The 25,318-nt window shown below is 41.0% G+C and carries 25 protein-coding genes; 11 read left to right on the top strand and 14 right to left on the bottom strand.

Translation table 11 applies throughout. The annotated features are described in order from the left end of the window. Nucleotides 1-28: 28 nt before the first annotated feature. A complete protein-coding gene (locus L0657_RS15025; RefSeq protein ID WP_235151619.1) occupies nucleotides 29-2,857 on the top strand; it encodes a putative LPS assembly protein LptD in 2,829 nt (942 codons plus the stop codon). A gap of 134 nt (nucleotides 2,858-2,991) precedes the next feature. Here the strand turns inward: L0657_RS15025 and L0657_RS15020 are convergent, their stop codons facing one another. Then, entirely contained in the window at nucleotides 2,992-3,387 is a 396-nt protein-coding gene (locus L0657_RS15020) for a DUF1573 domain-containing protein (protein WP_090340212.1), read from the bottom strand. Nucleotides 3,388-3,595: 208 nt separating this feature from the next. On the opposite strand from L0657_RS15020, the gene L0657_RS15015 reads away from it, so the two are divergent. From L0657_RS15015 to L0657_RS15000, 4 genes are read left to right on the top strand one after another with little or no spacing between them, the layout of a single operon-like run. Further along, nucleotides 3,596-6,004: a thiamine pyrophosphate-dependent enzyme gene (locus L0657_RS15015; protein ID WP_235151618.1), complete on the top strand. Its 2,409-nt coding sequence runs from the start codon at nucleotides 3,596-3,598 to the stop codon at nucleotides 6,002-6,004. A 58-nt stretch (nucleotides 6,005-6,062) separates the two neighbouring features. Further along, nucleotides 6,063-6,662, top strand: coding sequence for a sugar transferase (locus L0657_RS15010; RefSeq protein WP_235151617.1), 600 nt, complete (start codon nucleotides 6,063-6,065; stop codon nucleotides 6,660-6,662). 42 nt (nucleotides 6,663-6,704) lie between these two features. Further along, nucleotides 6,705-7,304, top strand: coding sequence for an acetyltransferase (locus L0657_RS15005; RefSeq protein WP_235151616.1), 600 nt, complete (start codon nucleotides 6,705-6,707; stop codon nucleotides 7,302-7,304). Next, nucleotides 7,301-8,458: a DegT/DnrJ/EryC1/StrS aminotransferase family protein gene (locus tag L0657_RS15000; protein ID WP_235151615.1), complete on the top strand. Its 1,158-nt coding sequence runs from the start codon at nucleotides 7,301-7,303 to the stop codon at nucleotides 8,456-8,458. The genes L0657_RS15005 and L0657_RS15000 overlap by 4 nt, the downstream gene beginning before the upstream one ends. A 13-nt stretch (nucleotides 8,459-8,471) precedes the next feature. Here L0657_RS15000 and L0657_RS14995 read toward each other — a convergent pair whose 3' ends face one another. From L0657_RS14995 to L0657_RS14980, 4 genes are all read right to left on the bottom strand, one after another. Beyond that, a complete protein-coding gene (locus L0657_RS14995; RefSeq protein ID WP_235151614.1) occupies nucleotides 8,472-9,347 on the bottom strand; it encodes an FKBP-type peptidyl-prolyl cis-trans isomerase in 876 nt (291 codons plus the stop codon). Between the two features lie 101 nt (nucleotides 9,348-9,448). Then, a complete protein-coding gene (nth, locus tag L0657_RS14990) occupies nucleotides 9,449-10,093 on the bottom strand; it encodes an endonuclease III (RefSeq protein ID WP_235151613.1) in 645 nt (214 codons plus the stop codon). A gap of 133 nt (nucleotides 10,094-10,226) precedes the next feature. Next, complete coding sequence (locus L0657_RS14985) at nucleotides 10,227-10,478, bottom strand: hypothetical protein (protein WP_235151612.1); 252 nt, start codon at nucleotides 10,476-10,478, stop codon at nucleotides 10,227-10,229. Then, entirely contained in the window at nucleotides 10,453-11,052 is a 600-nt protein-coding gene (locus L0657_RS14980; RefSeq protein WP_090340234.1) for an RNA polymerase sigma factor, read from the bottom strand. Before L0657_RS14980 ends, L0657_RS14985 begins: the two co-directional genes overlap by 26 nt. Before the next feature lie 377 nt (nucleotides 11,053-11,429). On the opposite strand from L0657_RS14980, the gene L0657_RS14975 reads away from it, so the two are divergent. After that, entirely contained in the window at nucleotides 11,430-12,125 is a 696-nt protein-coding gene (locus L0657_RS14975; protein WP_235151611.1) for a YjjG family noncanonical pyrimidine nucleotidase, read from the top strand. Between the two features lie 17 nt (nucleotides 12,126-12,142). Here the strand turns inward: L0657_RS14975 and L0657_RS14970 are convergent, their stop codons facing one another. The 5 genes from L0657_RS14970 to L0657_RS14950 are packed head-to-tail and all read right to left on the bottom strand — an operon-like array spanning nucleotide 12,143 to nucleotide 16,195. Beyond that, nucleotides 12,143-12,967, bottom strand: a complete 825-nt coding sequence (locus L0657_RS14970) for a phytanoyl-CoA dioxygenase family protein (RefSeq protein WP_235151610.1) — start codon at nucleotides 12,965-12,967, stop codon at nucleotides 12,143-12,145. A 50-nt stretch (nucleotides 12,968-13,017) separates the two neighbouring features. Next, nucleotides 13,018-13,908: a trypsin-like peptidase domain-containing protein gene (locus tag L0657_RS14965; RefSeq protein ID WP_235151609.1), complete on the bottom strand. Its 891-nt coding sequence runs from the start codon at nucleotides 13,906-13,908 to the stop codon at nucleotides 13,018-13,020. 16 nt (nucleotides 13,909-13,924) lie between these two features. Next, nucleotides 13,925-14,467: a DUF2911 domain-containing protein gene (locus L0657_RS14960; protein ID WP_235151608.1), complete on the bottom strand. Its 543-nt coding sequence runs from the start codon at nucleotides 14,465-14,467 to the stop codon at nucleotides 13,925-13,927. 5 nt (nucleotides 14,468-14,472) lie between these two features. Beyond that, entirely contained in the window at nucleotides 14,473-15,162 is a 690-nt protein-coding gene (locus tag L0657_RS14955) for a DUF6089 family protein (RefSeq protein WP_235151607.1), read from the bottom strand. Between the two features lie 25 nt (nucleotides 15,163-15,187). Continuing rightward, nucleotides 15,188-16,195: a DUF6089 family protein gene (locus tag L0657_RS14950; protein ID WP_235151606.1), complete on the bottom strand. Its 1,008-nt coding sequence runs from the start codon at nucleotides 16,193-16,195 to the stop codon at nucleotides 15,188-15,190. 249 nt (nucleotides 16,196-16,444) lie between these two features. On the opposite strand from L0657_RS14950, the gene L0657_RS14945 reads away from it, so the two are divergent. The 4 genes from L0657_RS14945 (at nucleotide 16,445) to L0657_RS14930 (ending at nucleotide 19,463) form a co-directional block, all read left to right on the top strand. Then, a complete protein-coding gene (locus L0657_RS14945; protein ID WP_235151605.1) occupies nucleotides 16,445-17,071 on the top strand; it encodes an ABC transporter ATP-binding protein in 627 nt (208 codons plus the stop codon). 65 nt (nucleotides 17,072-17,136) lie between these two features. Further along, on the top strand, nucleotides 17,137-18,390 hold the full coding sequence (locus L0657_RS14940) for an FtsX-like permease family protein (protein WP_235151604.1): 1,254 nt from the start codon (nucleotides 17,137-17,139) through the stop codon (nucleotides 18,388-18,390). A gap of 60 nt (nucleotides 18,391-18,450) precedes the next feature. Continuing rightward, nucleotides 18,451-18,900, top strand: coding sequence for a DUF3299 domain-containing protein (locus L0657_RS14935; RefSeq protein ID WP_235151603.1), 450 nt, complete (start codon nucleotides 18,451-18,453; stop codon nucleotides 18,898-18,900). Nucleotides 18,901-18,902: 2 nt separating this feature from the next. Further along, a complete protein-coding gene (locus tag L0657_RS14930; RefSeq protein WP_235151602.1) occupies nucleotides 18,903-19,463 on the top strand; it encodes a Uma2 family endonuclease in 561 nt (186 codons plus the stop codon). A gap of 2 nt (nucleotides 19,464-19,465) precedes the next feature. Here L0657_RS14930 and L0657_RS14925 read toward each other — a convergent pair whose 3' ends face one another. Both L0657_RS14925 and L0657_RS14920 read right to left on the bottom strand, forming a co-directional pair. Further along, a complete protein-coding gene (locus L0657_RS14925; protein WP_235151601.1) occupies nucleotides 19,466-20,551 on the bottom strand; it encodes a complex I subunit 1 family protein in 1,086 nt (361 codons plus the stop codon). 108 nt (nucleotides 20,552-20,659) lie between these two features. Beyond that, complete coding sequence (locus L0657_RS14920) at nucleotides 20,660-21,697, bottom strand: gliding motility protein (RefSeq protein WP_235151600.1); 1,038 nt, start codon at nucleotides 21,695-21,697, stop codon at nucleotides 20,660-20,662. Here L0657_RS14920 and L0657_RS14915 point away from each other — a divergent pair. Continuing rightward, nucleotides 21,696-22,562 carry an NAD-dependent dehydratase gene (locus tag L0657_RS14915; RefSeq protein ID WP_235151599.1) on the top strand — a complete coding sequence of 289 codons (867 nt, stop codon included), beginning with the start codon at nucleotides 21,696-21,698 and terminating at the stop codon, nucleotides 22,560-22,562. The genes L0657_RS14920 and L0657_RS14915 overlap by 2 nt on opposite strands. Before the next feature lie 66 nt (nucleotides 22,563-22,628). Here the strand turns inward: L0657_RS14915 and L0657_RS14910 are convergent, their stop codons facing one another. After that, a complete protein-coding gene (locus L0657_RS14910; protein WP_235151598.1) occupies nucleotides 22,629-23,780 on the bottom strand; it encodes a TlpA disulfide reductase family protein in 1,152 nt (383 codons plus the stop codon). 36 nt (nucleotides 23,781-23,816) lie between these two features. Then, nucleotides 23,817-25,310 (bottom strand): Asp-tRNA(Asn)/Glu-tRNA(Gln) amidotransferase subunit GatB, encoded by a 1,494-nt coding sequence (gatB, locus tag L0657_RS14905; protein WP_235151597.1) that lies wholly within the window; start codon nucleotides 25,308-25,310, stop codon nucleotides 23,817-23,819. Nucleotides 25,311-25,318: the final 8 nt, after the last annotated feature.

The raw sequence follows: 25,318 nt of genomic DNA, 5'->3' as shown, positions 1-25,318 counted from the left end.
ACTTGTTGCGTTTTTAATATTTGGCACAATGGCATGTGTCCAGCAGCGCACAAAACGATCCGGTAAAGATCCTCTTAAGTCGAAAGCCAAATCTAAAAATTCTGCGCCTACGGCGGCAGAGAAACCTGCTTTGGTATTGAAGGCAGCCGGCGATATTGTTGCCGTAGCCGATACATTAATAAATAGCGATTCGACAGCCCTGGATTCACTAGGACTTAGAAACGGTATTGCCCTGGCTGATTCTGCCGCAACTGACACTACTTCTAATCCGGACGACCTTCAAAACGTTGTCAAATATACTGCCGAAGATTCTACAATCATGGATGTTGTGCTCAAACAGGTCCATCTTTATGGTAACGCGGAGGTAAATTATGGCACGATCAACCTAAAAGCAAATTATATCCGTCTGAATTGGGTAACAAATGAGGTGATGGCGCATGGAGATTACGATTCAACGAGCAAAAAAATGATCGGCGAACCTATTTTCCAGGACGGGCCAGAGATGTATAATACAAAGGAAATCCGCTACAATTTCAAATCTAAAAAAGCGATTATCCGTGGGATCGTCACGCAGCAGGGTGATGGAAATGTCAGGGGAGACCGTGTCAAAAAGGATACTGAAGGCAATTTTTACATTCAAAAATCTATTTACACAACTTGTAATCTTACACATCCGCACTTTTATATCAATGCACCAAAGATAAAAATGGTGGACAAAAAGTCGGTGGTTTCCGGGCCTTTCAATCTGGTTATAGCAGATGTGCCGCTTCCAATTGTCATACCTTTTGGTTTTTTCCCTTTTCCAAAAAAGAAAGAAGCAGGAACTTCGGGTATCATTTTCCCAACTTATGGACAAGAACCGAACGGCCGCGGATTTTATCTGCGTGACGGGGGATATTATTTTGCAATCAGTGAATATATAAACGCTGCGGTAACGGGTCAAATTTATTCAACAGGAAGTTGGGGATTGGGATTGGCTACTTCTTATTCAAGACGTTATCAGTATACAGGAAATTTTTCCTTCCGCTTCAACAAAAACAGATCAAGTGACGAAATTCAGAATCTTGTTGGTGTGGGGGGAACCAATGATTTTAGTTTGGTATGGTCACACGCGCCGAAGCCACGCGGCAACTCAACTTTTTCTGCAAACGTGAATGTTAGCAGCAATAGTTATAACCAGTTGCAGGAACAAAATACGTCCAGATATATTTCTAACGTCGCAAGTTCCTCGGTGCAATACAACAGAACTTTGGGACAATATATGCGTGCTGCTGCCAGTTTACGTGTGAATCAAAACTTCGGACAGATAAACCCCACAACGCAGCTGCGTGAAGGCGGAACTACCAATATTTCTTCCGATTTCAGTTTTGGGGTAAACCAGATTGCTCCTTTTGCATTAAACGGCGGTCGTGCCAGATGGTATGACAGTTTCCGTCTGGGGTTGGATTTTAGTGGAAACTATACATTAACAAACTCGCTTACTTCCATTGATACAACTTATTCGCGCCTCGGTTTCCGGGTGGGCAATCAGTTGAGAGCGACGATAGATACTGCCGGCAACGCATTGCCGACGGTGCTTCCTTTTAACCTGGACAATTTACCGCAGTTTGCAAAAGATGCTCAGTTCACAGGACGTTACAGTTTGCCGATCTCACTCCCAAACTTTAAAATATTAAATTTTATAAACCTTACACCAAGCTTATCACTAACTGGCCAGATCTATACCAAACAATACCAATATTCATATCGCGGAGGTAATACAGTTCGTATTGACACCATCAATAAAGTCGGCAATGAATATGCCTATTCCTTTGGTGCAGGCATGAATACGCGTTTTTATGGTACATTTTTTGTACGGGGAAAACGTCTTGAAGCAATTCGCCATACCGTAATCCCAACGCTTTCATATAGCTACACTCCCGATTTTACGGGCGACAACTACGGCTTTTATCAAACCGTGCAGATCAACGAACTTGGCGAAACCCAGAAATTATCCCGCTATCGTGGGGTTGGAAATGGTGTGAGCAATGGAAGAGCTTCCAGTGTCATTTCATTCAGTCTGAATAATTCTTTCGAGATGAAACTGAAATCAAAAAGTGATACGGCAGCGGCGCAGTTTGAGAAGGTTTCGCTATTGGATAACCTTAGTTTTGGCGGAAGTTATAACCTTTTGGCTGACTCTCTGAAACTTTCAAATATCACAGTCAACGCGAATGCAAGAATTGGTAAAAATCTAAATCTGAACTTTAACGCAAACCTGGACCCTTATGCTTATGTGCTGGATCCGACGGTACGATCGGCCAACCAAACAGGCTATAAAATAAATCAGTTTGCAATAACAAAAGGACAAGGACTGGCAAATCTTCAAAATTTAGGTTTTACGCTGGGGACGAGTTTTTCTCCAAAAGGCAAGGATAAGCAAAGAGTTACACCCGGACCAAATACTACGGCGACAGAAGATCAGAAGGAATTTATTCAGCGAAATGCTGACCTGTATGTTGATTTTAGCATTCCGTGGAATGTTTCTCTTAATTATAACTTTGGACTTACCAAACCTGGTTTGTCCAATGCACAGCTGATTCAGACTATTAACGCAACTGGTGATTTAAGTTTATCAACTAATTTTAAAATCAGTGTTACCACCGGTTTTGACTTCACAGCATTCAAACCTTCTATCACAACGCTGACACTTTACCGCGATTTACACTGCTGGGATATGAGCTTCAGCTGGACGCCTTTCGCCGGAAGCGCTTCACGTGTGAGCAATTACAACTTCCTGCTGAAAGTAAAATCAAGTATTCTTCAGGACTTGAAACTTACCAGAAGACGTTCATTCCAGGATCGCGCAGCATATTAATTGAGCTATTGGTGTTTAGCTGTTAGCTTTTAGCATAAGGTTGAAAATTGATCTCGGGCTTTTCGTTTTTTTAGTTTGAAAAAACAAAAAGCCGACCTTGCGGGCCGGCTTCATTATAATCTTTTAAAGAAATGTTACTTCGTTGAAGCTTTTGCGTCTTTGGCAACAACTTCTCCATTCAAATACAAAGTAATAGATCCGCCTTCTGTGTTACTGAAAACAGTTACAGGCTTGTTGAAAGAACCAGCAGCAGCAGCATTAAAAGTTGCTTTGATTATTCCAGTTTTCCCTGGCAATACAGGTGCTTTTGACCAAACCGGCGTAGTACATCCGCAAGATACCGTTACGTTAGAAATCACAACAGGATCAGTACCTGTATTTGTAAATACGAATTCGTTCGTTACAGGAACGCCTTGTGGTACTTTACCAAACTTGTGTGTTTCTTCTTTGAACTTCAAAACACCTTTCTGAGCAAAACTAACTGTGGTCAAACCAACAAGTAAAACCAGCGCTGAAAAGAATACTTTCATAGTTGTAGTGGTATTGTTAATTGTGTAAAATTAAATTAAATAACAAGATTAAATTATTAAAACGAAATTTAGTAAACATTAACCTATATTAACAATGCTTTCAAACTTATTATGATTCATTGTTATGATTATTATTTTCCTGCATAATTTTGGCGTGCATTATAAAAAAATGTAACTTAACTACGGTTTCAACCCGTAACGTTTGCTTATGCTTCTAAATGATAGTTTGACCGGTACCAGTGTTTTGAGTAAAGAAAATATAACAGACGACTACCGCCTGGCTTGTGAAAGTCGGCAGGTAAGCTTGTTGGGGAGAAAGGATACAATGGGTGGCCGGTCCAAATTCGGGATATTCGGAGATGGGAAAGAAGTGGCTCAGATTGCATTGGCAAGAGCTTTCAAATTAGGAGATTTTCGTTCAGGATATTATAGAGACCAGACCATTGAAGCCTATCTGGGAAATTTAACCTGGCGGCAGTTTTTTGCTCAAATGTATGCACATGCTGATTTGGAGCATGAACCGCATACGGGCGGCCGCTCGATGAACGGTCACTTTTCAACCCGCTGGCTGGATGAAAATGGCCATTGGCTTGACCAGACAAAACTTTTCAATTCTGTATGTGACATATCCCCGACGGCCGGGCAAATTCCTCGTGCATTAGGTTTGGCATATGCGTCGAAACTTTATCGTGCTAACAAAGACATTCAAAATTTAACAACATTTTCTAACAAAGGAAATGAGATCGTTTTTGCTACGATCGGTGACGCATCAACGTCTCAGGGTATGTTTTGGGAATCGATGAATGCGGCAGGAGTTTTACAAATTCCTTTGCTGATGTCTGTTTGGGATGATGGATATGGTATTTCTGTACCGATTGAATACCAAACTACAAAATCGAGCATTTCAAAAGCGTTGGGTGGTTTACAAAGAAATGAAGAGGAAGCCGGTCTTGAAATTATTACAGTGAAAGGCTGGGATTATCCGGTTTTAATTGAAACATATCAAAAGGCGGCGGAATTATGCAGAACGGAACAAGTGCCTGTTTTAATCCACGTGACCGAACTAACGCAGCCGCAAGGGCATTCTTCCTCCGGCTCGCATGAAAGATATAAATCCAAACAGCGACTCCACTGGGAAAATGAACGTGATTGCAACGCGCATTTCCGTAACTGGATTCTGAAGAATGGTTATGCAACGGACGAAGAGCTGGAACGCATTGAAAATGATGCGAAAGAAACAGCCAGAGAATCGCGCAACCTGGCCTGGAAAGCTTACCGGAAAGACCTCGACGCCGAACATCAGCAAACCATCGGACTCCTGGAAACTACGGCGAAAGAAAGTATTTTTTCAGAGGAATTATCCGGCATTGCTTCGGAATTAAGTAAGACATACTATCCGGTCCGCCGCGATAATGTTGTGAGTGTGAGAAAAGCACTTCGGACGGTTCGTAACGAAAATACGCCTTCCAGAGTTGTTTTACAGGAATGGCTTCAAAATGCACTTAAAGAAAATGCGCACCGATATAATTCGCAGCTATATAGCGAATCTGATTTATCTCCTCTGAATGTCCCTCCGGTCAATCCTGTTTTTTCAGACGAAAGTTTAACCGTTGACGGCCGTGAAGTGATCCGTTCTTATTTTAGTGCCTTATTTGCCCGCGACCCGCGCGTTCTCGCGATTGGAGAAGACGTCGGAATGATTGGTGACGTAAATCAGGGACTGGCAGGTTTACAGGAAAAATTCGGTGAATTGAGAATTACTGATACCGGAATTCGCGAAACAACGATTATTGGACAGGGAATTGGTATGGCCATGCGTGGTTTGCGCCCGATTGTTGAGATCCAGTATTTTGATTATATCTATTATGCTCTGGCAACGCTCACAGATGACCTTGCAAGTCTCCGTTATCGTACTGCGGGAGGGCAAAAAGCGCCCTTGATTATCCGAACAAGAGGTCATCGTCTGGAAGGAATCTGGCACTCGGGTTCTCCGATGGGCACGATGCTCAGCAGCGTTCGTGGTATGCACGTAATTGTCCCGAGAAACTTTACACAGGCAGCCGGATTTTACAATACTTTAATGAAAGGAGACGATCCGGCTTTGGTTGTTGAACCGCTTAACGCTTATCGTCAGAAGGAAATGCTGCCGGATAATATCGGGGAAATTTGTATTCCGCTTGGCGAGCCGGAGACTCTTCGCGAAGGAAAAGATGTTACTGTCGTTACTTATGGCTCCATGTGCCGTATAGTTATGGAGGCAGCAACGCAATTACATAATCTGGGAATTGAAATCGAAGTCATTGATGTGCAGACATTATTGCCATTCGATATTAACAGCCGGATTTTGGAATCGATTAAGAAAACAAACCGTGTTATTTTTGCCGATGAAGATGTTCCCGGAAGTGCTTCGGCGTATATGATGCAGCAAGTTTTGGAAAAGCAAAATGCTTACCGATGGCTTGATTCCGCTCCGGTTACGATTTCAGCAAAACCACACCGTCCTCCATATGGTTCGGATGGTGATTATTTCACAAAACCGAACATGGATGATATTGTTGAAGTAGCTTATGGCATGATGCACGAAACGGATCCATCCCATTTCCCGACTTTGTATTAATTGATTCATTGAAAATTGCTTGTCTGAAATTTATTAATTCATCTTAATAAATTCTGACATGTATAAAAATTTTGGTAAAAGGTTCATAGATGTGATTATGGCGGCGGCAGGACTAATCATCCTGTCTCCGCTTTTTCTTTTATTGATCCTGCTCATTTATCTTTTTAGTCAGACAAAACCTTTCTTTTGCCAATACAGGCCGGGCTTGAACGGAAAAATATTTCGAATCATCAAATTCCGAACGATGAGGGATTTGAATGACGAAAACCGTATCCCGCTCCCGGATTCGCAAAGATTAACCATACTTGGAAAATTTTTTCGTCAAACTTCTCTCGACGAGCTGCCGCAACTCTGGAATGTCCTGATTGGTGATATGAGTCTTGTTGGACCGCGGCCATTGCTTCCGGAATATTTACCCCTTTATACGAAAAATCAATCGCGAAGACATGCTGTAAAACCCGGAATCACAGGATGGGCACAGGTTAACGGAAGAAATTCAATCAGCTGGGATGAAAAATTTGCCTATGATTTGTGGTACGTGGAAAACATATCGCTAGGAACTGACCTGATTATTTTGTCTTTAACGATTCGAACAATTTTTTCTACGAGGCGGATTAATTCAAACGAAAATCAGGTATCTGGAAAATTCACCGGTTAAGCTGACAACCATAATCTTCTAATCTTTTTCAACAACTAAATTATGCTTGTATACGGCGCAGGTGGACATGCAAAAGTGATCATTTCGATTTTAAAAGCCTGTGGACACAAAATAGAGGCCATTTTTGATGATGATATTTTGAAAGATTATCTTTTTGAAACACCGGTAACAAACATATATAACCCAAATCTTTTCCGGGATGAAAAGCTAATAATTGCCATAGGTGATAATCTTAGCCGGAGGCGGTTAGCGACACAAATCCTGCATGAATTCGGGAAAATAATTCATCCATCTGCTGTTTTGGATGATACTGCGCAAATGGGAGCCGGCAGCTGCATGATGCAAAACTCCGTCGTGCAAGCAGATGCAGTGATTGGAAAACATGTTATTATTAACACATCTTCTTCTGTGGATCATGATTGCCATATCGGAGATTTCGTTCATATCGCCCCGGGTGTTGTGCTTGGTGGGAATGTTACTATTGGCGAAAATACATTGATCGGGATTGGAAGTATTGTAATTCCTGGTTTATCAATTGGGAAAAATTGCCTGATATCTGCCGGAAGTGTGGTTACCAAAAATATCGCGGACGGAACAATCGTACGCGGCAATCCGGCCAGAATTATTTCTTATACGTTATGAAGAAAATCTGGTTATCACCGCCACATCAAAGCGGGAATGAGTTAAAATACATCCAGGAAGCACTGGACAGCAACTATCTTGCTCCCGCCGGACCACATATTGATGCCTTTGAGCAATCTTTATGCGAATACGTGGGAATCGCGCATGCAGCCGCACTGTCGTCCGGTACAGCTGCCTTACATCTTGCTTTGAAAACTCTGGATGTTGGACCAGGTGACATTGTCATTTGCCCGACTTTTACATTCGCTGCGAGTGCAAACCCGATCATTTATTTGGGAGCAATACCAGTGTTTGTTGACAGTGAAATGTTAAGCTGGAATATGTGTCCGGACGTTTTGGAGAGCACCGTTAGACATTATATCCATCGTGGCAAAAAACCCAAAGCCATTATCGGCGTGCATATCTATGGTATGCCGGTTCAGCTGGATGAAATTTTATCGATCTGCCATAAATACGAAATCCCATTTGTTGAAGATGCCGCAGAAGCTTTGGGGGCAATGTACAAAGGCAGAAAATTAGGCTCATTTGGAACAATGAGCATTCTTTCGTTCAACGGAAACAAGATCATTACCACTTCCGGAGGCGGAGCGATTTTATCGGATAATAAATCCTTTATTTCAAAGGCAAAATTTCTTGCCACACAGGCGAAGGATGAAGCTCCGCATTACCAGCATTCAGAAATTGGATATAATTATCGGCTGAGCAATGTTTCTGCAGGAATAGGTAGGGCACAACTCGAAGTGATTGAGCAGAGAGTGAAACAACGCCGTTCGAATTTTGAATTTTATCAGCGGGAACTTAAAAACTTACCTGGAATATCTTTCCAAAATGAATCAAAGCACAGTTTCTCCAATCGATGGCTGAGCTGTATACTGATTGATCCTCAATTATCAAATGGTATGACCAGTGAAAGTGTTCGTTTGGCTTTATTAAAAGAAAATATTGAATCAAGGCCCTTATGGAAACCTCTTCATTTACAGCCTGTATTCAGAGGAGTACCTTATTTTGGAGGAAATATCTCCGAACGGCTTTTTGAGATGGGACTTTGTTTGCCTTCGGGGTCAGGTTTGAGCGACGAGGATTTGTCGAGAATACACAGATCTATAAATCCTAAAAATAAAAGTGCCTGGATTGAACACAATCCAGGCAACTGAAAACCCAATAGTATTACTGTACTTCAACATCAAACTGAAGAGGAGAATAAGGGTAAATGACGTAATTGCCATAACCATCTTTCGCCCCATTCTTTCCATAACCAAGAGTAGAAGGAAATATAATAGTGGCTTTCTCACCCTTTCTCATCTTGCGAATCGCTCTATCAAATCCAGGAATAACCTCATTTCTTCCGGTTGTAAAAGACAAAGGCTTTTCTCCTTTATCAAACACCTCGCCTGTTAAAAGTTTTCCTTTATAGGCAATTGAAACTACCTTTCCTGATCCAATTGTATCGCCTGTAACTGTATTTGTTCGAACTATAACCAAGTTATCAGTACTTCTTTCTGATACAGGAAATTGCTTTTGCTGAATAAAATCGTCAATCTGCTTTACTTCCGTGCGGCTACTTACGAACTCAACATTCATCTTAATTACCGAATAGGCAGGAATTTTATCATATGCAAACGATCCGAACGCCAGGTAAAATGGCATGTAAAAAGTTGCTGATTCTCCTGTCCGAATCAAGTTTAGACCTCGTTCAACGCCTCCCAAGAAAAAACCTAAACCATACGGCCTCATGAATGGATACTTATCTGCATTTTCTGACGACCATATTTTAGTCCCGTTCAATAGATAAGCATTGAAATTAATAGTAACGGCTTCTTGTGTTTTTGGTTTAGCACCCGTCGGATTTGACTTTTTTACCACGTAATACAAACCAGAGGAATCACGCGTTGCCGTAATTGAACTATCAGCTAAATATTTTTCAATTTGCTGCTCATTTTCAACGATTTTCGCTTCGTCATCATTTTCAACAGAATCATTACAGGACACCATACCCACGACCACAGCTGCCAACAGACCCAATTTTAGAAATGTACTCTTCATTTTGTTACCTGAGTTTTTAACGGTTATTCATCAATATTTTTCCAATCTATATGTAAAGACTTGGTAAGAGCGGAAAAGGTTGGAAGACTTCTTAAAAAAATTTAAATTTTCATTTTTTCAAAGTACAGACAAAAAGAAGTCAGAGGGCAAACATTACATTTTGGCGTTCGGGCAAGGCAAATATAACGGCCGTGTAAAATAAGCCAATGATGCGCTTTCGGCACCACATCTTTTGGGATATGGCGCATCAATCCTTTTTCGACTGCCAGGGGCGTTGTGGCGGTAGACGGCACTAATCCAAGACGACGCGACACACGATATACATGTGTGTCAACTGCCATCGCAGGCTGGTTGAAAATCACTGACGCAATTACATTGGCTGTCTTGCGGCCAACACCCGGCAGCTCCTGAAGCTCTGAAATTGAAGCAGGAATTTCCGAATTAAATTTCCCGGTCAGCAATCTTGCCATTCCGACCAGATGTTTGCTTTTGTTGTTAGGATAAGAAATTGACCTGATGTAAGTGAAAACTTCTTCTGCATTGGATGCGGCCAATGACTCCGGATCAGGAAAACGCTCGAATAATGCAGGCGTGACCATATTGATCCTTTTGTCCGTGCATTGTGCAGACAGTATCACTGCAACTAATAATTCGTAAGGATTAGTATAATGCAGCTCAGTTTCAGGTTCGGGAAAATTGGTTGTAAAATATTCTAAAAATAACCTGAAACGTTCTTTTCGGTTCATAAAATTAATGGAAGCTGGCAAACTGGACAATAAAGTATTCTGTGTCTTCAAAATTTTGAAGACACAGAATATCTGTTTCAGAAATGATCTGAAAGGACCGACTAAAAACGAAGAAACAATCTACCTAACGTTCCTAACAGGAAAGCGCAGTTGCAGATTGTTTCTGTGAATATTGTCGTGAAAAATGAAGTATTTTCTGGACAGAACGATCGGACGGAGTTCGTACAATCTTGTTCATCTGATCCTTGATTTCAAGGGAATCCAGATAAAAGTTCATTAAATCGTCATCGAGTGTCAGAGCCTCGGCGATGGAATCATTTTCATTTTGTGTAGTTTCGGCATACAGATACCTAACAACATCATCGTAAGTAAAAGTTTTTGTCATACTGCGGGGTACGTTGGCTGAATTGCTTGCGCAAATTTATCAACGCGTAACGCATACGACCCAATGCCGTATTAATACTCACACCTGTCGCATCAGCAATTTCCTGAAAACTCATGTCCTCATAATGGCGCATGATCAGAACCTGCTTCTGTACATCCGGTAGCCGTTGGATCATTTCCCTCAGCTGCTCGTGCGTCTCTTGCCGAATCTGGATTGACTCAACGGAATCCTCCGAGAAGTCCAGTGTATTGAATACACTGCTCCCATCTTCGAACACTACATTGGGGTAGCGTTTATCGCGTCTGAAATAATCAATGGCTAGGTTGTGTGCGATCCGTATAATCCAGGGCAAAAATTTACCTTCGTCGTTATATCTACCTGACTTTATAGTGTCAACTGCTTTAATGAATGTATCCTGCAACAAATCCTCGGCTACATATTGGTCCTTGACAATCAGATAAATAGTCGTGTAAATTCTTGACTTATGGCGCTGAACAAGCTTTTCAAAAGCCTTCTCATTACCACGAATATACAATGTTACCAACTCACTGTCGCTAACTTGGACTTTCTCCATTTTACTATTCGATTTAGTTAACGTAGAGCAGTTCGTCTATATTGTTTCTCCTTTCTGGTTAAGTGTGAAATAATGTGATTTAACAGTATTTTGAATTATATTAATCAAAGAAATGGATTTGACAATTGATTTGCAAATCTTTGCACTCCTTTTTTTTCTAATTTATTTCTAATTAACAACTGTTAACAAGTAATTGACAAAAAAGGGGATTTACAGATATGCCCTAAAAAGCCTAGACTTATTGATGCAAATAATTGAACTTATCAAATAATATACGATGACGTACATCCTTTCGGATCATTTAGTATAAAAATGAAATAAAAATTTTCAGAATAAATTTTGCGACTTTTGCAGGAGTAATGTGCGCATAAAATTTTATGAAATACAGACATCTTTTTTTTGATCTTGACCACACGCTTTGGGATTTTGAACGAAACAGTTCGGAATCTTTAACGGATATATTCCACAATTCCAATTTAACAAGTCACGGAATTACATCGCTTGACCATTTTGTTCAGTCTTTTTTAAGAATCAATACGGAACTTTGGGATAAATTTGATCGGGGCCTGATCCACCACACCTATATACGTGAGAATCGTTTTAAGATGGTTTTTGAAGAATTAGGTGTTTCATGCCCCAATAATCATGAAGAAATTGGTGAAGTCTATTTGCAAACACTTCCCCAGAAAAAGCATTTGCTGGAAGGCGCGCTGGAATTGCTTGATTATGTTTCCGGAAAAGGTTATAATCTTCATATCGTTACAAATGGCTTTAATGATATCCAGGCGAAGAAAATCGCAAGCTCCGGTATCAGCCATTTTTTCCAAAACATAGTAACTTTTGAAAACGCTAACGCCAAGAAGCCCGATCCTAAGATTTTTGCTTACGCGCTGGAAGTCTCAGGCGCAGTGCCGGAAGAAAGTATCATGATCGGCGATAACTGGATTGCGGATGTTCTGGGAGCAAAACAATTCGGTTTGGATACAGTTTATGTCAATCCCGCCGGACTTACATTCGAAGAAACTCCGACATACGATATCCGCCGATTGGAAGAATTGAAAGCAATTTTTTAATCACTTTCAAAATCCTGTTAGTAGGTAAAAAGTATAGGATTTAAAGGTCCGTCTGCCGGTCCGCCAACAGGTTGCGACGAAAGCCAGACTTCCCAGTCCGCCTGCTGATAGGTATTGCGCGGCTCTGTTATCTGCTGATCCTTATCCATATAAATCATCGTCATAACCTTTCGCGCCTTTCCGGAAGCATTCGCTCCGGCGCGGTGAAATAACCAGCCTGCATGAAAACTGACCTCACCCAGATCAAAAGGAGTTTCGTTCACAGCGAATTGCTTTAATTGTTCAGTCATTAACGCTTCGCTTTCATCACTGATTTCGAGATCGCGTCCAATTTCAACCGTATGGCTTTTTTCAGCGAATGCCAGCGGTCCCATTTCCATCAAAGTTTTTTGAAGCGGAATCCAGACAGTTACTGTTTTAGGTGACGATAATGGCCAGTAAAACTGATCAGCATGCCATGGCGTTATTCCTCCTGAAGATTCTTTGTAAAGTGCCTGGTCATGATAAAGCCTGACGCCTTGCACCTGCATTAAATCAGTGGCTATTTTTGCGAGGCGCTTCGAGAAAACAAATTCTTTAACTTCTTCATCTTCCCGCCACAAATTCATAATCTGTAAGAACGCACGTTCGTAGGTTGTCCTCTCTTCCATCGGCTTAGTAAGCTTGTTCAATTTAAAAACAAGGTCTGTAATGAGCTCGCTGTAATATTCCAGTGCTTCTGCGCTCAAAACATTTTTGAGTTTTACGTACCCAAATTCGTTATAAGACGCAATTGCGTTGACCGGTAACTCATATACCTCCGCGAGCTCCTTTCTGATATACTCTTTATCTAAAACCGCCATGTCTGATCGATGTTTTTTTTAAAAAGTACCCGACCATAAAAAACTACCGGTCAGTCAATTTCGTAAAAATCAATTTTCTTTTCCCGGAGATAACTTTTGATCACATCAACATGAACACATTGTCCGACATTCAAAAATGGATAATTCGAAACTCTTTTCCTATGTCCGTCTGTGATTACTTCGCGGTTAACCTGATCAAATCCAAGGTGAAGATGCCTGGTGGCACTTTGCAAGCCATAAATAATACCGTTGGTATCAAAAAGAGGTCCACCACTTTGTCCGCGAAGACCGGGTGTACTCATTTCAATTCCTGTCACACCATTATTTTCTCCTCCGATATGCCTCGTAATAATACCATCAATAGGAAAACTCGGTGTGTTTATACGTCCATCTTTTGTCCATTCAATATCATTGGTAGTTTTATTCAAATGATAATTGGTGAATTCCGGAAATGGATATCCCAGACGACATAAATACCGGCCTTGTTTCACGGCTCGTGTATCTTTCAAAAAATGTGCATAACCCTGATACAACTTAACGTCATAATCTTTAAACTGAATAATCGCAAGGTCCTGAGAGGGGTGAAGATGGATTGTCAGACTCTTATAAGCATCCACACAACTGATAAAATTGAAAAGGATACGGATCGGAGCGTCTCCGTTGATTTTATATTTTCCTTCCAGAAATTGTCGTTGCGTTTCATAGCTGGGGTCACGCTCGAAACGCCTTAATTCACTTTTAAATTTAAGGTAATTTTCGTAAATATGGTTGGCGTGCAGTATCTGTTGGGCGACATGTCTGCATGTGATTGCGTAACCGTTTTCATTTACAAAAAAGAGTGTTCCGGTGCCGGGGATAATATCACTGCCACCATAGTAACGGGCAATGAAATGAATAGGGCGGGTAAATTGATCTACCGCTTCAATAGCTTCAACAAACATAAAATTTAAACTAAGATTATTGAAGTTGGATTGGAATAATCGCTTCGGTCTGGTCCCAGCTTAGAATCATATTTACGCCATCGGGTTGTTCCTGAAAGTATATTCTGAAAAGTTCTTCAACCTTCCGGCTGACGCGAATTTTAACGTCGGCTTTAAGCAAATCCCGACCGTCATGATACTCTGTTCCCCACTGACCCGTCTCACTATTGAGAATAACCTTCCAGACCGATTGACCAGGGATTGTCCACAAAGAATACATTCCAGCTTTTACGACTTGTCCTGCAAATTTGACGTCCTTATCGAATTTAATAATCGTAGCCTCATTGGCACCCGTACGCCAGACTTTTCCATAAGGCACCAGCGCCTTATCTTCTTCTCTGCCAAAAATATATCTGCCTTTTTTTGCTGGCTGACTGTAATTTACTTCGACATCAATACCATCTTGGTGATACGCAGCAACCGAAGCAGGACTAAATGTTTTGGTGTATTTTTTAAGGATAAAAAAACCTGCAAGACCGGCTGTGATAACTAATAAAATGATCAGGAGAGTTTTCTTCATAGGAGTTAAGGGCAAACGATTCTGTAAAATGTGTAACTGATTGATAACCGAATATAGTAATAAGTATCCTTTCTGGAGGGATCGCCCTGATCGGTTGGAATAGTGGTTATCGGGTTTCCGCCCAGATCATCATAATAATCGCTGAATGTTTTACGCGTTCCATATTCCAGACCAATATTCCATGGTCTTTTAATCTGGTATTTTATCCCGACACCATAAGGAATAACGAGGCTGGTTGTTTTGTAATCAGCAGTTACCACGTCAGGCTTAAAATTTGAAATTCCCAAGCCACCAAAAACATAAGGAGTCCAGTTTACAGCAAATCTTTTTTCCTGATAGTCGAGAAAGTTATATTCCGCCACGGCACTGGCCTCGGTAATTCTGGTACGAAAAGATCTGTTACGCGCCAAGTGCACTGGATCTTCACTGTATTTATCATCGGCACCTATGAGGCCTGCAGCAACTTCTGCGCGAAGCGAAAGTGCCTGATTTGGATTGTACCTGAAAAATAAACTTCCTCCCGGTTTAAAAAAACGGAATTTGAATGATGGAGAAATATCACCCTTGTAATTAAAGACACCCAGGCCTCCGCCAACCTCTATTTTTTGAGCAAAAACCTTATCCGTTTGCCCACAAAAGCAAAGGATAAGCAGAATAAATAACCTGTAAAAAAACTTCGTTTGTATCTTTTTCAAAATATTTTCCTCAACAAAATTCAAATTATTTCAGCGGCGGGCATTTGATCTGAGACGGAATAATGTAGTGAACACTTATAGTTCCTGTCAGGTAATTATCATTTCCTTTTGCATTAAATCCACGTTCATTACCAACACTTCCATAATTTTGTGACTGCAGCGCCGCATACGGATCGTTTGTATCAATATTGTAGGCAGCTTTTACATATTCTATTAGGCCTGGTGTTCTATCCTTTCCTTTTCTGGTAGAAGTTGGCTCCAAAGATCTGTTTGAAAATTTCAGAGCGAGTGGATCAGCCGCAAAAATAGATGGATCCGCATAAGTACCAGCAACATCATCCAAATAATCTGTAAATGTAAATCTGAAACCTAGCTCTGCACCTATATCAAATCTGCTATTAATCTTATAACGCACGCCTATTCCAATTGGAATAGCCATCTGAATTAATGAGTATGCTTTTGCATATCCAGGCCTTCCTTGCCCTTCGGTGCCAAGAGCCTGTAACTTAACCCACTCGTCGGTTGTGTCATCCTTTGCCTTAGGATTATGTGCAACAGCTGCAATCCCGCCAAACAAATAGGCTCCGAACTGCGGACGACGGTCATAACTTCTGCTATCCGGGGTTAACTTATATATCCCGACAACAGCAAATTCTTTAAGATCATTTCTAAAACTCAAATTTCGTGGAAACCGAATATTCGTTGGATCTTTCTTGTTCATTTCATAATCATCCCCAACAATTCTTGCATAGGTAAAAGAAGCTCTTGCCGCCAGCCTTGGTGTGAAATGTCTGGTGTAATTTCCAGTTACACTCCAACGCATCATACCGAAAGTTGACCTTAAAGGTGTGGTATATGACGCCATATCACCATAATAACTTGAAGTTCCAATCCCGAATCCGGCAGAAGAATAAGGAATAAAAGTACCACGTCTTACCTGCGCCTCAGTCTTGTAATTTATCACCAATAACCCCAGTATTAAAAAAAATACAAGCTTTTTGCTTATCGGCCTCATTTGAAAATCTTTAATCATTTTGGATCAATTTTTTGCAAAAATAGAATAGTTGCTGGTTTTCTTCAGGATATATCTCCTTTTCAACGTATTTCTTCTTAATTTATTTGTGCAGCCTAATAATTTAAATCATCATATTTCTTGTTAGGTTATAATAATACTGGAAGCGCTGTAAAAAGTAACTTGTAGAAACCTTAAATAATATCTGCAATCCTTTTTAGCACGCAAAATTTAGTATTATTGTATAATAGAAAATCAGATCCCGGCATAATGATTACTACGAAAAACCTTCAATTTTCATATTCTCAGCAGAAGCAGTTTATTTTCCCTGATATAAATTGTGCGGATAAGGAAGCGCTTTTAATTCTTGGGCAATCTGGCCGGGGGAAGACCACATTCCTTCATTTACTAGCCTTGTTACTGAAACCTGATTCTGGAAATATTCATATTAACAGCAAAGAATTATCAGGTTTATCCCCGTCGGAACGCACTGATATCCGGGCAAAGAATTTGGGGATTATTTACCAACGCGCCCACTTTGTAGGGGCATTGTCTGTTTTGGATAACATTTTACTATCAAGCTATTTATCCGGAAACAAACAGGATAAAGAGAAGGCGACGTACCTGGCTGAACAATTGGGTTTTGCAGATCATTTACAAAAAAAAACAACACAATTAAGTCAGGGAGAGCAGCAGCGTGTGAGCATAGCCAGAGCGCTGATGAATAATCCAAACGTAATCCTGGCTGATGAGCCCACATCGAGTCTTGACGACAGCAACTGCCAAAAAGTTGTTGAACTTTTAAAAAATCAGGCATTCTCAATTGGAGCCAGCCTGGTGGTTGTCACGCACGACCAGCGTTTAAAAGATGAATTTCCGAATCAGGTCTTTTTGTAGTATCGTCTTTTATCCGGCTAAATTATTTCTACAAGGCAAGTCCAAATCCATACTTTTAAATTCTAATGAATCTTCTCAAAATCAGCTTAGCAAACCTAAAAGAGAAAAAGTTAAACAGCTTCCTCAGCGCGATGCTGCTGACGCTTGGCATCGGAATGATCTCTTTGTTGCTGCTTTTAAATAAACAGCTGGACGAACAATTCCGTAGGAATATTAGAGGCATTGATATGGTTGTGGGGGCGAAGGGAAGTCCGCTGCAGCTTATCCTTTCCAGCATTTATCAGATCGACGCACCCACAGGAAATGTTCCGCTTTCGGAAGTAAATTCTTTAAAACGGAATCCATTTGTTAAAACCGTTATCCCGCTTTCCATGGGTGATAATTATCATGGTTTCAGGATCGTAGGCACAACGCCGAAATATGTGGACCATTTTCAGGCCAAAATTGCTGAGGGCGCATTGTTCAGTCAGCCAATGGATGTGACGCTTGGGAGCAAAGTTGCCAAAAACTCAGGACTGAAAATAGGTGATACTTTTGCCAGTTCACATGGCCTTGGTTCGGATGGAGAAGCACATAATGATAAAAAATATAAAGTCGTAGGCATGTTTGAACCAACAGGTTCCGTCGTTGACCAGCTCGTGTTGACAAATCTTGAAAGTGTCTGGGAAATTCATGAACATTCGGAAGAAAAAGCTGCTGCTGCACCAGCTGACGATGTTAAAGAAAGCGATCCTGCACATGAAGAAGATATGGGCGAACAGCATCACGATGAAGAAAAACAAGTAACAAGCGCCCTAATTCAGTTCAGAAATCCGATGGGATTAATCACCATTCCCCGCCAGATTAATCAAAATACTTCTATGCAGGCCGCACTTCCGAGCATAGAAATTAATCGATTATTTTCACTTTTAGGCGTCGGAATCGATACCCTGCGCGCCTTGGCGCTTGTCATCATCATGATCGCCGGCGTAAGCGTTTTTATTTCACTTTATAATTCACTTAAAGAACGGAAGTACGAAATGGCGCTGATGCTCTCCATGGGCGCGACCAGAACGAAACTATTTTTAATGCTTCTTCTGGAAGGTTTAATTTTGGCAGTTACCGGATATCTATCGGGCGTACTATTAAGCCGTTTTGGATTATTTCTTTTCAGCCGGGCTGCTGAACAAGATTATAACTATTCAATTCGCGAATTCAGTTTGTTGCCGGAAGAAATTTTTCTATTGATCGGGGCATTGTTTCTCGGTTTGCTGGCGGCTGCATTGCCTTCGTTGGGCATTTACAGACTGAATATATCGCGAACACTGGCAGAGGAATGATATTAGTCGTATTTTTGTTTAACTACCTGAGTCCTTTTTGTATAAAAATATTTAAATAACATGAAATCCATACGTTTCATAGCGATCGCGCTGCTTTTCGCCACATTATTTTCTTTTACACCAAGTTCTGCTCCCATTAAATTAACCTGGGAAACTTTGCGTGATGTTACTTTTAAAAAGAAGTGGTATGCGGAAGAATCAATATATATGCTGCATCCGACTTTTGGACCAAGTATCCAGAAATTGAAAAACCAACCTGTAACAATTACAGGATACATACTGCCTGTCGACCTGGATGCCAATTTATATGTGTTATCGGCATTTCCATTCAGCGCATGCTTCTTCTGCGGCGGAGCTGGGCCGGAAACGGTCATGACTTTAAATTTCAAGAAAAACGGACGTAAATTTAAAACTGACGAACGCCTGACTTTTCAGGGAACTTTGAAGTTAAATGCTGACGACATTTATCAGATGAATTATATTCTGGATGGTGCAGAAATAGTTGACTAGTTATGGACACAAATACGCCATTGATACTCAATACTCGTTATAAGGCCTCCGATCTGCAAAAATTGCCGGACGGTCCTCCTTACTATGAACTTATCAGTGGAACTTTGTCTATGTCGCCTTCCCCAACTTATCAGCATCAGAGAATTCTGCGTGATTTATTTTTTTCGTTACACAGTTTTGTGAAACAAAATGATCTTGGCGAAGTTTTGTGCGCGCCTCTGGATGTCGAGTTCGATGAGACAAACGTATATCAACCTGACATTTTCTTCATTTCAAACACAAACGTTGCTGTCACCAAAGATCCAAAAATTATTGGGGCACCGGATTTGATAATAGAAATACTATCAGGGAACAAATACCATGATCTCAACACAAAAAAATATTTTTATGAAATATTTGGAGTTCGGGAGTTTTGGCTTGTAGATCCTAAAAAGAAATCAATTGAGGTTCTGGAAAGTAGTGATATGGAGTTCCTGAGATATTCTTACGCAAAACATCACGGCGAAGTTAAGTCAAAGATTTTAGACGGTTTTTCAATTAATTTATCCAATTTGATAGACTAAAATCAAATCCCCAGCAATCTCCAGACGCCGGAAACAAAAAATAAAACCAGTCCGACCGGAGTCAAAACTTTCCATCCGAGATACATCAGTTGGTCCACACGCAGACGTGGTAATGTCCAACGCGCCCACATTTGTATCAGAATACCCAGCATTGCTTTTCCCAGCAGCCAGAAGGCACCAGACAGGTAACCAAACCAGGTACCAGGCTCCCCGCTCGTCCAGTCAGCCAGACGCAGCGGACCGATATTTGGAAATGGCGTATTCCAGCTTCCCAAAAACAAAATTGCGCCCAGGAGTGACACAAGCAGCATCATGCCATATTCTGAAAGCATAAAAAGTGCCCACCGCATACCGGAATATTCTGTATGGAAACCAGCAACTAACTCCGATTCTCCTTCTGGTAAATCGAAAGGTGCCCGGTTACATTCAGCAAGTGATGCGATAAAATAAACAACGTAAGCGATGATCAGGAAGGGATTTCTGATAATATTCCAGGAAAGAAATCCTCCGACAGCCGTGACATCAATTCCAAACCTTCTCATACCAAAAAGATAAACGGTATCACCGGAATAAATTCCTTGCTGAAAACTGATCACCTGTAAATCAAGCGTTTGAGAAAGCATTACAACACAGAGAATGGATAATCCTAGCGGGACTTCGTAGGAAATAATCTGTGCTACGGCGCGCATGGCCCCATATAATGCAAATTTATTATTCGATCCCCAACCAGCCATTAACAAGCCGATCACGTCGACAGAAACAATTGTCATCAGAAAAAATACACCCACTGCGGCGCCGGAGCCGCCAAGATCAGGAGCCAGTGGAACGACTGCAAATCCGGTAAAAACAGAGGCAAAAATGACAATCGGAGCAATCAGGAAAAGCCTTCGGTCAGCCGCTTTTGGTACTATATCTTCCTTTTGAAGTAATTTCAGTAAATCCGCAAATAATTGCAACAAACCCCATTTCCCAACCTCCATAGGTCCCAGACGATCCTGAATAAAAGCCGATACTTTACGTTCAAGATAAACTCCGATCACAACGAAGCCAGGTACCAAAAGAAGGAAAATTATTAATGTTACAGGCATTATCTCAGTTTAAAACAGCCGCCGGGCGTCGTTAAATCATCTACTCTTGTGAGCTGTAAAATCTTGCTGACAAAATTTTACTCAATACGGACAAAAGTAAGCAAAAATCTACTCCTCATCATCCTTTTCGCCTTTGTAACCGGAAGCTTGCAAGATATTTCCGGCGTTATCATTTTTCATCAACTCGGGCAAAGTCACATTTTGATTTTCAGACATGAACTTACTGACAATTCGCCAGCCCAGCCATCGTCCGATTCCGCCAGGAACTTCATTTCCAATCTCAACCGTAAAAGGACGTTCACCAATAAATTTTTGCTTTTTTAGATCTGTCGTTTCATAAAGCAGTTTATTACTGACAAAAAATGCCCAGATATCGCCCTGGCTGTTGTAAGTTCTTCGCAAACTTTCTTCGGAATAACCTAAAATAAGACTGTCCGGCGTATTCGGCATAACTTGTTTTACAAATTCATAACCTTTTCCATAACCAATCATATCGGCCAGAAGTGTCCGGTCCGATGCGTTGACATGGTTATATTTGTTCGACATAAAAAAAATGATCGAAGGAACAATGTATTCTTTTTGGTAACGCTGCAACTGATAATCGTAAACATCAGGACGGTATTTTGCCTTCGGTCCACCAAAATAATCAAGGCCGATAACGATCAAAGTATCAGATATAAAAAGATCATTTCCTGTAAAACCAGTCACCATAAATTTAACCTGCGGTGCCTGAAACTCCGGATAGACTTTTGCAATACGTTGAAAAGATTCTTTCAAAGGATTGATAATTGCAATATTTCTGTCACCAATAATCGAGTCAAGCTGCGTTTTAAAAGATTGAAAATCCTTATTTTGTAAAATCTGGAAAAGATGTGCAGCTAACTGCGTTTTTTCGACGGGGGCATCTGTGAAATACCATTGGGATAAGTAGGAATGTTTATCCAAAAAACTTTGTACTTCCTCAACAGACTTGCAGGCAAAGAGCTGCTTGTCGAGATCTTCAACGGAAATATTTATCTGGATTGCTCCTGTGTCAGACTCTGCTTCCTGTTTGGAATCTGTTTTACAAGACAAAAATACCAAAGCAAGAATGCTGGCAAAAATAAAAGTGCGTATATAAAACATTCGGTAAAGACGAATAATCATGGTTGATAAAAATACAAAAATAGAAAAAAAAAGGATAAGCATTTTAGGCTGCGGATGGCTCGGCTTTCCGTTAGCTCAACGTTTGCTTGCAGACGATATTTCATCCGTTATCAAAGGCAGCACAACTTCCATCGACAAAATTGAGCAATTCAGACAAGCTGGCATCGAGCCATTTTTGTTCAATCTCGATCCTGAATTAAACGGTGAAGGATCTCAGATCAAATCATTTTTTGAAGCAGATACGCTAATAATTGCTATCCCGCCTAAACTGTCAAAAAACGAAGCAGACTTTCATCCCAGACAAATTAAGTCCGTTATCGAACAAATTGAGCGCTCGCCAATCACAGAAATTATTTATGTTAGTTCAACAAGCATTTATCCGGATTTAAATAGAATTGTGGTAGAAAATGATGTAACGAGCCCTGAGCAATCGGCTTCTCCTGCGTTGGTTGAAGCTGAAAGTTTACTACTGGCACTGCGTGGAGAGCGAAAAGTTTCAATACTGAGACATGGCGGATTGTTGGGCTACAACCGTATACCAGGAAAATATGTACGTGGACAAAAAGATATGACTACGGCTTCTATTCCGGTTAATTACATCCACCGGGACGATGCAGCTGGAATTATTTCAACCATTATCACAAAAGGAATTTTAAACGAAACGTTTAATATCGTCGCGGCTTTGCATCCGACACGAAGGGAAGTTTACGAAAAATCCTGCGCTCAATTTGGTTGGGAAGCACCAACATTTTCTGACCCGGAAATCAAGCCGGATTTCAAAATTATTTCTGCTGAAAAACTTACAAAATTCTATCCTTACACTTTTAAGTATCCGGATCCGCTCCTGTTTTATTACGAAGAGTAAGGGTTTGTAAATACAAAAACCGCGAGACTGATCCCGCGGCTTTTATATTTACAAACCAGTTCAATATTACGGTAAAAGCTCTGTCAATTTCGCTTCCAAAGCTGGCCCACGAAGATTTTTAGCGATTACTTTTCCTTCTTTATCCAGCAAATAAGTCTGCGGAATTGCACTTACTCCATAAGTCTGCGCTACAACAGAATTCCAGAATTTAAGATCGGATCCGTGAAGCCAGGTCAGATTATCTTTTTTAATGGCATTTTTCCAGGCATTTGCTTCTTTGTCCAAAGACACACCATATATATCAAAACCTTTGCTTTTAAACTTGTCGTACATGCGAACCACATTCGGGTTTTCCTGACGACAAGGGCCACACCACGAAGCCCAGAAATCAATTAAAACAAACTTTCCTCGCAATGACGAGAGTGTTATCGGCTTCCCATCAGGATCGTTCAAAGTAAAATCCGGCGCAACATCACCAATTGAAATTCCTTTGATGCGATTTACCTGACCAACAAATGCTTCTGCAAGTTTGGGCGTTGGTTTTACATTTTCAAATCTCTTTGCTACATCCTGCAAAAGCGCAAGGTCAGTATCAGGATTCAAAAAGTTATTTGCTGTAAAGATCGCAACCAGTGAAGTTCCCATTTCAGGGATCAGTGCTTTTATTTTGTCAAGATGTTCCTGTTCTGCCTTTTTATAAGCGACTTGAATTTCTCCAATTTTTTTAGAATCCTTCTTTGCCTCTGCAGTTGCATAAGCTTCATTCCAAACAGCGACTTTTGACGCCATATTCTGATTTAATTCAAGAAGTTTGGCATAATACTCCATGTTCTTGGAGCCGGTAATTTCCGCTTTGCCAGCATTTCCCTTGCTGTCTTTATCAAATCCATCGGCAACGATATTAAATGTCTCGCCGCCTTCCGAAAGTAGAACAAGTTTCTGCCTGTCAGCCAGGTTCAACATGTAAAAGCTACCGCCATCATTTTCTGTTGCCTTGATCGTAAAAGTTCCATCGGCCGCCAGTTTCGCGGAATCCAGTTTCAAAGCATTTCCAGTCATCAGCGATTGCGATAGTATTACTTTTTCGCCCGCGGAACCGTTTTTGACTTTACCATTAATGGTGAACGGTTTGGGAGAAATTTGTCCCTGAGCCATTACCGAAATTCCTGACAAGGCTAATCCTATAATCAAAAAGCCAGTTTTAATGCGTTTTTTCATAATTAACCTTCGCAATATCTTTTAGAATATTTTTCTTTACAATTTTTCCGCAAGAAGCTGGTTGACCATTTTTGGATCAGCGGCTCCGTTAGATTTTTTCATGATTTCACCCACGAATAATCCCAGCAAACCTTTTTTCCCTTTTCTGTAAGCAGCGACTTTATCAGGCATTGATGCAATAACCTCATCTACCAACGTTTCCAATTCGTTTGTATTGCTATTCTGAATCCAGTTATTTGTCGCGGCAATCTCTTTTGGAGAACGGCCTGGTTCATTGAGCAAAATCGGAAATATCTTTTGCGTTGCAACCGAATTACTGATCACATTTGTTTCTGTTAACTCAATCAGCTCAGCAAGTGTCTGCGCCGAAATCGGGAAAGATTCTATGTTACCGTCGTGCTCATTCACGTATGATTTTACTGACCCCATCAGCCAGTTGGAGGCAGATTTATAAGCCGAAGTTTTAGCACAAACATCCTCGAAATATTGAGCCATTTCTTTCGTGTCTGTCAAAACCAGCGCGTCATAAACAGGAATTCCATACTGTTTTGTAAACTTTTCCCGCAATGCCTGGGGTAAGGCTGGCATTGCCGCAGTAATTTCTCCAAGCCATTCTTCGGAAATCACGACCGGACTTAAATCAGGATCGGGAAAATAACGATAATCATTCATGGTTTCCTTCACACGCATGCCATAAGTTTGTCCGCTTTCGACGTCAAACATTCTGGTTTCCTGCTGAATTGTTTCACCCGATTCCAGCATCGCAATTTGACGACGCGTTTCAAACGTGATTGCCCGCATCATGTTACGGATGGAGTTCATGTTTTTCACTTCGACCTTCGTGCCCAGTTTGGTATCACCTTTTTTCCGAAGCGAAACGTTCACATCGCAGCGCAGCGATCCTTCTTCCATATTTCCATCGCTGATATCAAGATATCGAACCAAACGACGAATTTCAGTCACAAAAGCTCCTGTTTCCTCTGCCGATCTTAAATCAGGCTCCGATACCATTTCCACCAAAGGCGTTCCGGCACGGTTATAGTCCAGAAGCGTGTCAGTATCACTACCATCGTGAACCGATTTCCCTGCGTCTTCTTCTAAATGAATATGATGAAAACGAATAAACTTTTCATATAATTTCCCGTCGCTCCCTTTGACTGAAATCGTTATTCCACCGTTTTCACAGATCGGTTTTTTGTCCTGCGAAATCTGATAACCTTTCGGAAGATCCGGATAAAAATAATTTTTCCTGTCAAAAATTGTGCGTCGGCTTATTGAACAACCCAGGGCTAAACCCATTCGTACGGCATATTCAACAGCTTTTTTATTTAATTTCGGTAAAGTTCCGGGCAGCGCAAGTGTCAGCGGCCCTATGTTGGTATTAGGTTCTGCGCCGAAACGGTTCAGATCCTGAGCAAATAATTTAGACTCAGTTAATAATTGGCAATGTACTTCGAGGCCAATTACGGTTTCGTAAGAGGCAAGAAGTTCTTCACTCACTTCTGAGGGATTGATTATGCTTTCAGTCATATTGGTTA

Origin of the sequence: Dyadobacter sp. CY345, assembly GCF_021502725.1 — a bacterium.
In the GTDB taxonomy this organism is placed as follows: domain Bacteria; phylum Bacteroidota; class Bacteroidia; order Cytophagales; family Spirosomataceae; genus Dyadobacter.
This window is presented reverse-complemented; position numbering and strand designations above follow the sequence as displayed.

Excerpts from the sequence above, each read along its gene's own strand:
- L0657_RS15000 (WP_235151615.1), top strand. The coding sequence starts at position 7,301 with ATGAAGAAAATCTGGTTATCACCGCCACATCAAAGCGGGAATGAGTTA.
- gatB (WP_235151597.1), bottom strand. The coding sequence starts at position 25,310 with ATGACTGAAAGCATAATCAATCCCTCAGAAGTGAGTGAAGAACTTCTT.
- L0657_RS14950 (WP_235151606.1), bottom strand. The coding sequence starts at position 16,195 with ATGATTAAAGATTTTCAAATGAGGCCGATAAGCAAAAAGCTTGTATTT.
- L0657_RS14995 (WP_235151614.1), bottom strand. The coding sequence starts at position 9,347 with ATGAAGAGTACATTTCTAAAATTGGGTCTGTTGGCAGCTGTGGTCGTG.
- L0657_RS14970 (WP_235151610.1), bottom strand. The coding sequence starts at position 12,967 with ATGGCGGTTTTAGATAAAGAGTATATCAGAAAGGAGCTCGCGGAGGTA.
- L0657_RS15020 (WP_090340212.1), bottom strand. The coding sequence starts at position 3,387 with ATGAAAGTATTCTTTTCAGCGCTGGTTTTACTTGTTGGTTTGACCACA.
- L0657_RS14915 (WP_235151599.1), top strand. The coding sequence starts at position 21,696 with ATGGTTGATAAAAATACAAAAATAGAAAAAAAAAGGATAAGCATTTTA.
- L0657_RS14930 (WP_235151602.1), top strand. The coding sequence starts at position 18,903 with ATGGACACAAATACGCCATTGATACTCAATACTCGTTATAAGGCCTCC.
- nth (WP_235151613.1), bottom strand. The coding sequence starts at position 10,093 with ATGAACCGAAAAGAACGTTTCAGGTTATTTTTAGAATATTTTACAACC.
- L0657_RS15010 (WP_235151617.1), top strand. The coding sequence starts at position 6,063 with ATGTATAAAAATTTTGGTAAAAGGTTCATAGATGTGATTATGGCGGCG.
- L0657_RS14920 (WP_235151600.1), bottom strand. The coding sequence starts at position 21,697 with ATGATTATTCGTCTTTACCGAATGTTTTATATACGCACTTTTATTTTT.
- L0657_RS15015 (WP_235151618.1), top strand. The coding sequence starts at position 3,596 with ATGCTTCTAAATGATAGTTTGACCGGTACCAGTGTTTTGAGTAAAGAA.
- L0657_RS15025 (WP_235151619.1), top strand. The coding sequence starts at position 29 with ATGGCATGTGTCCAGCAGCGCACAAAACGATCCGGTAAAGATCCTCTT.
- L0657_RS14975 (WP_235151611.1), top strand. The coding sequence starts at position 11,430 with ATGAAATACAGACATCTTTTTTTTGATCTTGACCACACGCTTTGGGAT.
- L0657_RS14935 (WP_235151603.1), top strand. The coding sequence starts at position 18,451 with ATGAAATCCATACGTTTCATAGCGATCGCGCTGCTTTTCGCCACATTA.
- L0657_RS14925 (WP_235151601.1), bottom strand. The coding sequence starts at position 20,551 with ATGCCTGTAACATTAATAATTTTCCTTCTTTTGGTACCTGGCTTCGTT.
- L0657_RS15005 (WP_235151616.1), top strand. The coding sequence starts at position 6,705 with ATGCTTGTATACGGCGCAGGTGGACATGCAAAAGTGATCATTTCGATT.
- L0657_RS14965 (WP_235151609.1), bottom strand. The coding sequence starts at position 13,908 with ATGTTTGTTGAAGCTATTGAAGCGGTAGATCAATTTACCCGCCCTATT.
- L0657_RS14960 (WP_235151608.1), bottom strand. The coding sequence starts at position 14,467 with ATGAAGAAAACTCTCCTGATCATTTTATTAGTTATCACAGCCGGTCTT.
- L0657_RS14940 (WP_235151604.1), top strand. The coding sequence starts at position 17,137 with ATGAATCTTCTCAAAATCAGCTTAGCAAACCTAAAAGAGAAAAAGTTA.
- L0657_RS14980 (WP_090340234.1), bottom strand. The coding sequence starts at position 11,052 with ATGGAGAAAGTCCAAGTTAGCGACAGTGAGTTGGTAACATTGTATATT.
- L0657_RS14945 (WP_235151605.1), top strand. The coding sequence starts at position 16,445 with ATGATTACTACGAAAAACCTTCAATTTTCATATTCTCAGCAGAAGCAG.
- L0657_RS14910 (WP_235151598.1), bottom strand. The coding sequence starts at position 23,780 with ATGAAAAAACGCATTAAAACTGGCTTTTTGATTATAGGATTAGCCTTG.
- L0657_RS14985 (WP_235151612.1), bottom strand. The coding sequence starts at position 10,478 with ATGACAAAAACTTTTACTTACGATGATGTTGTTAGGTATCTGTATGCC.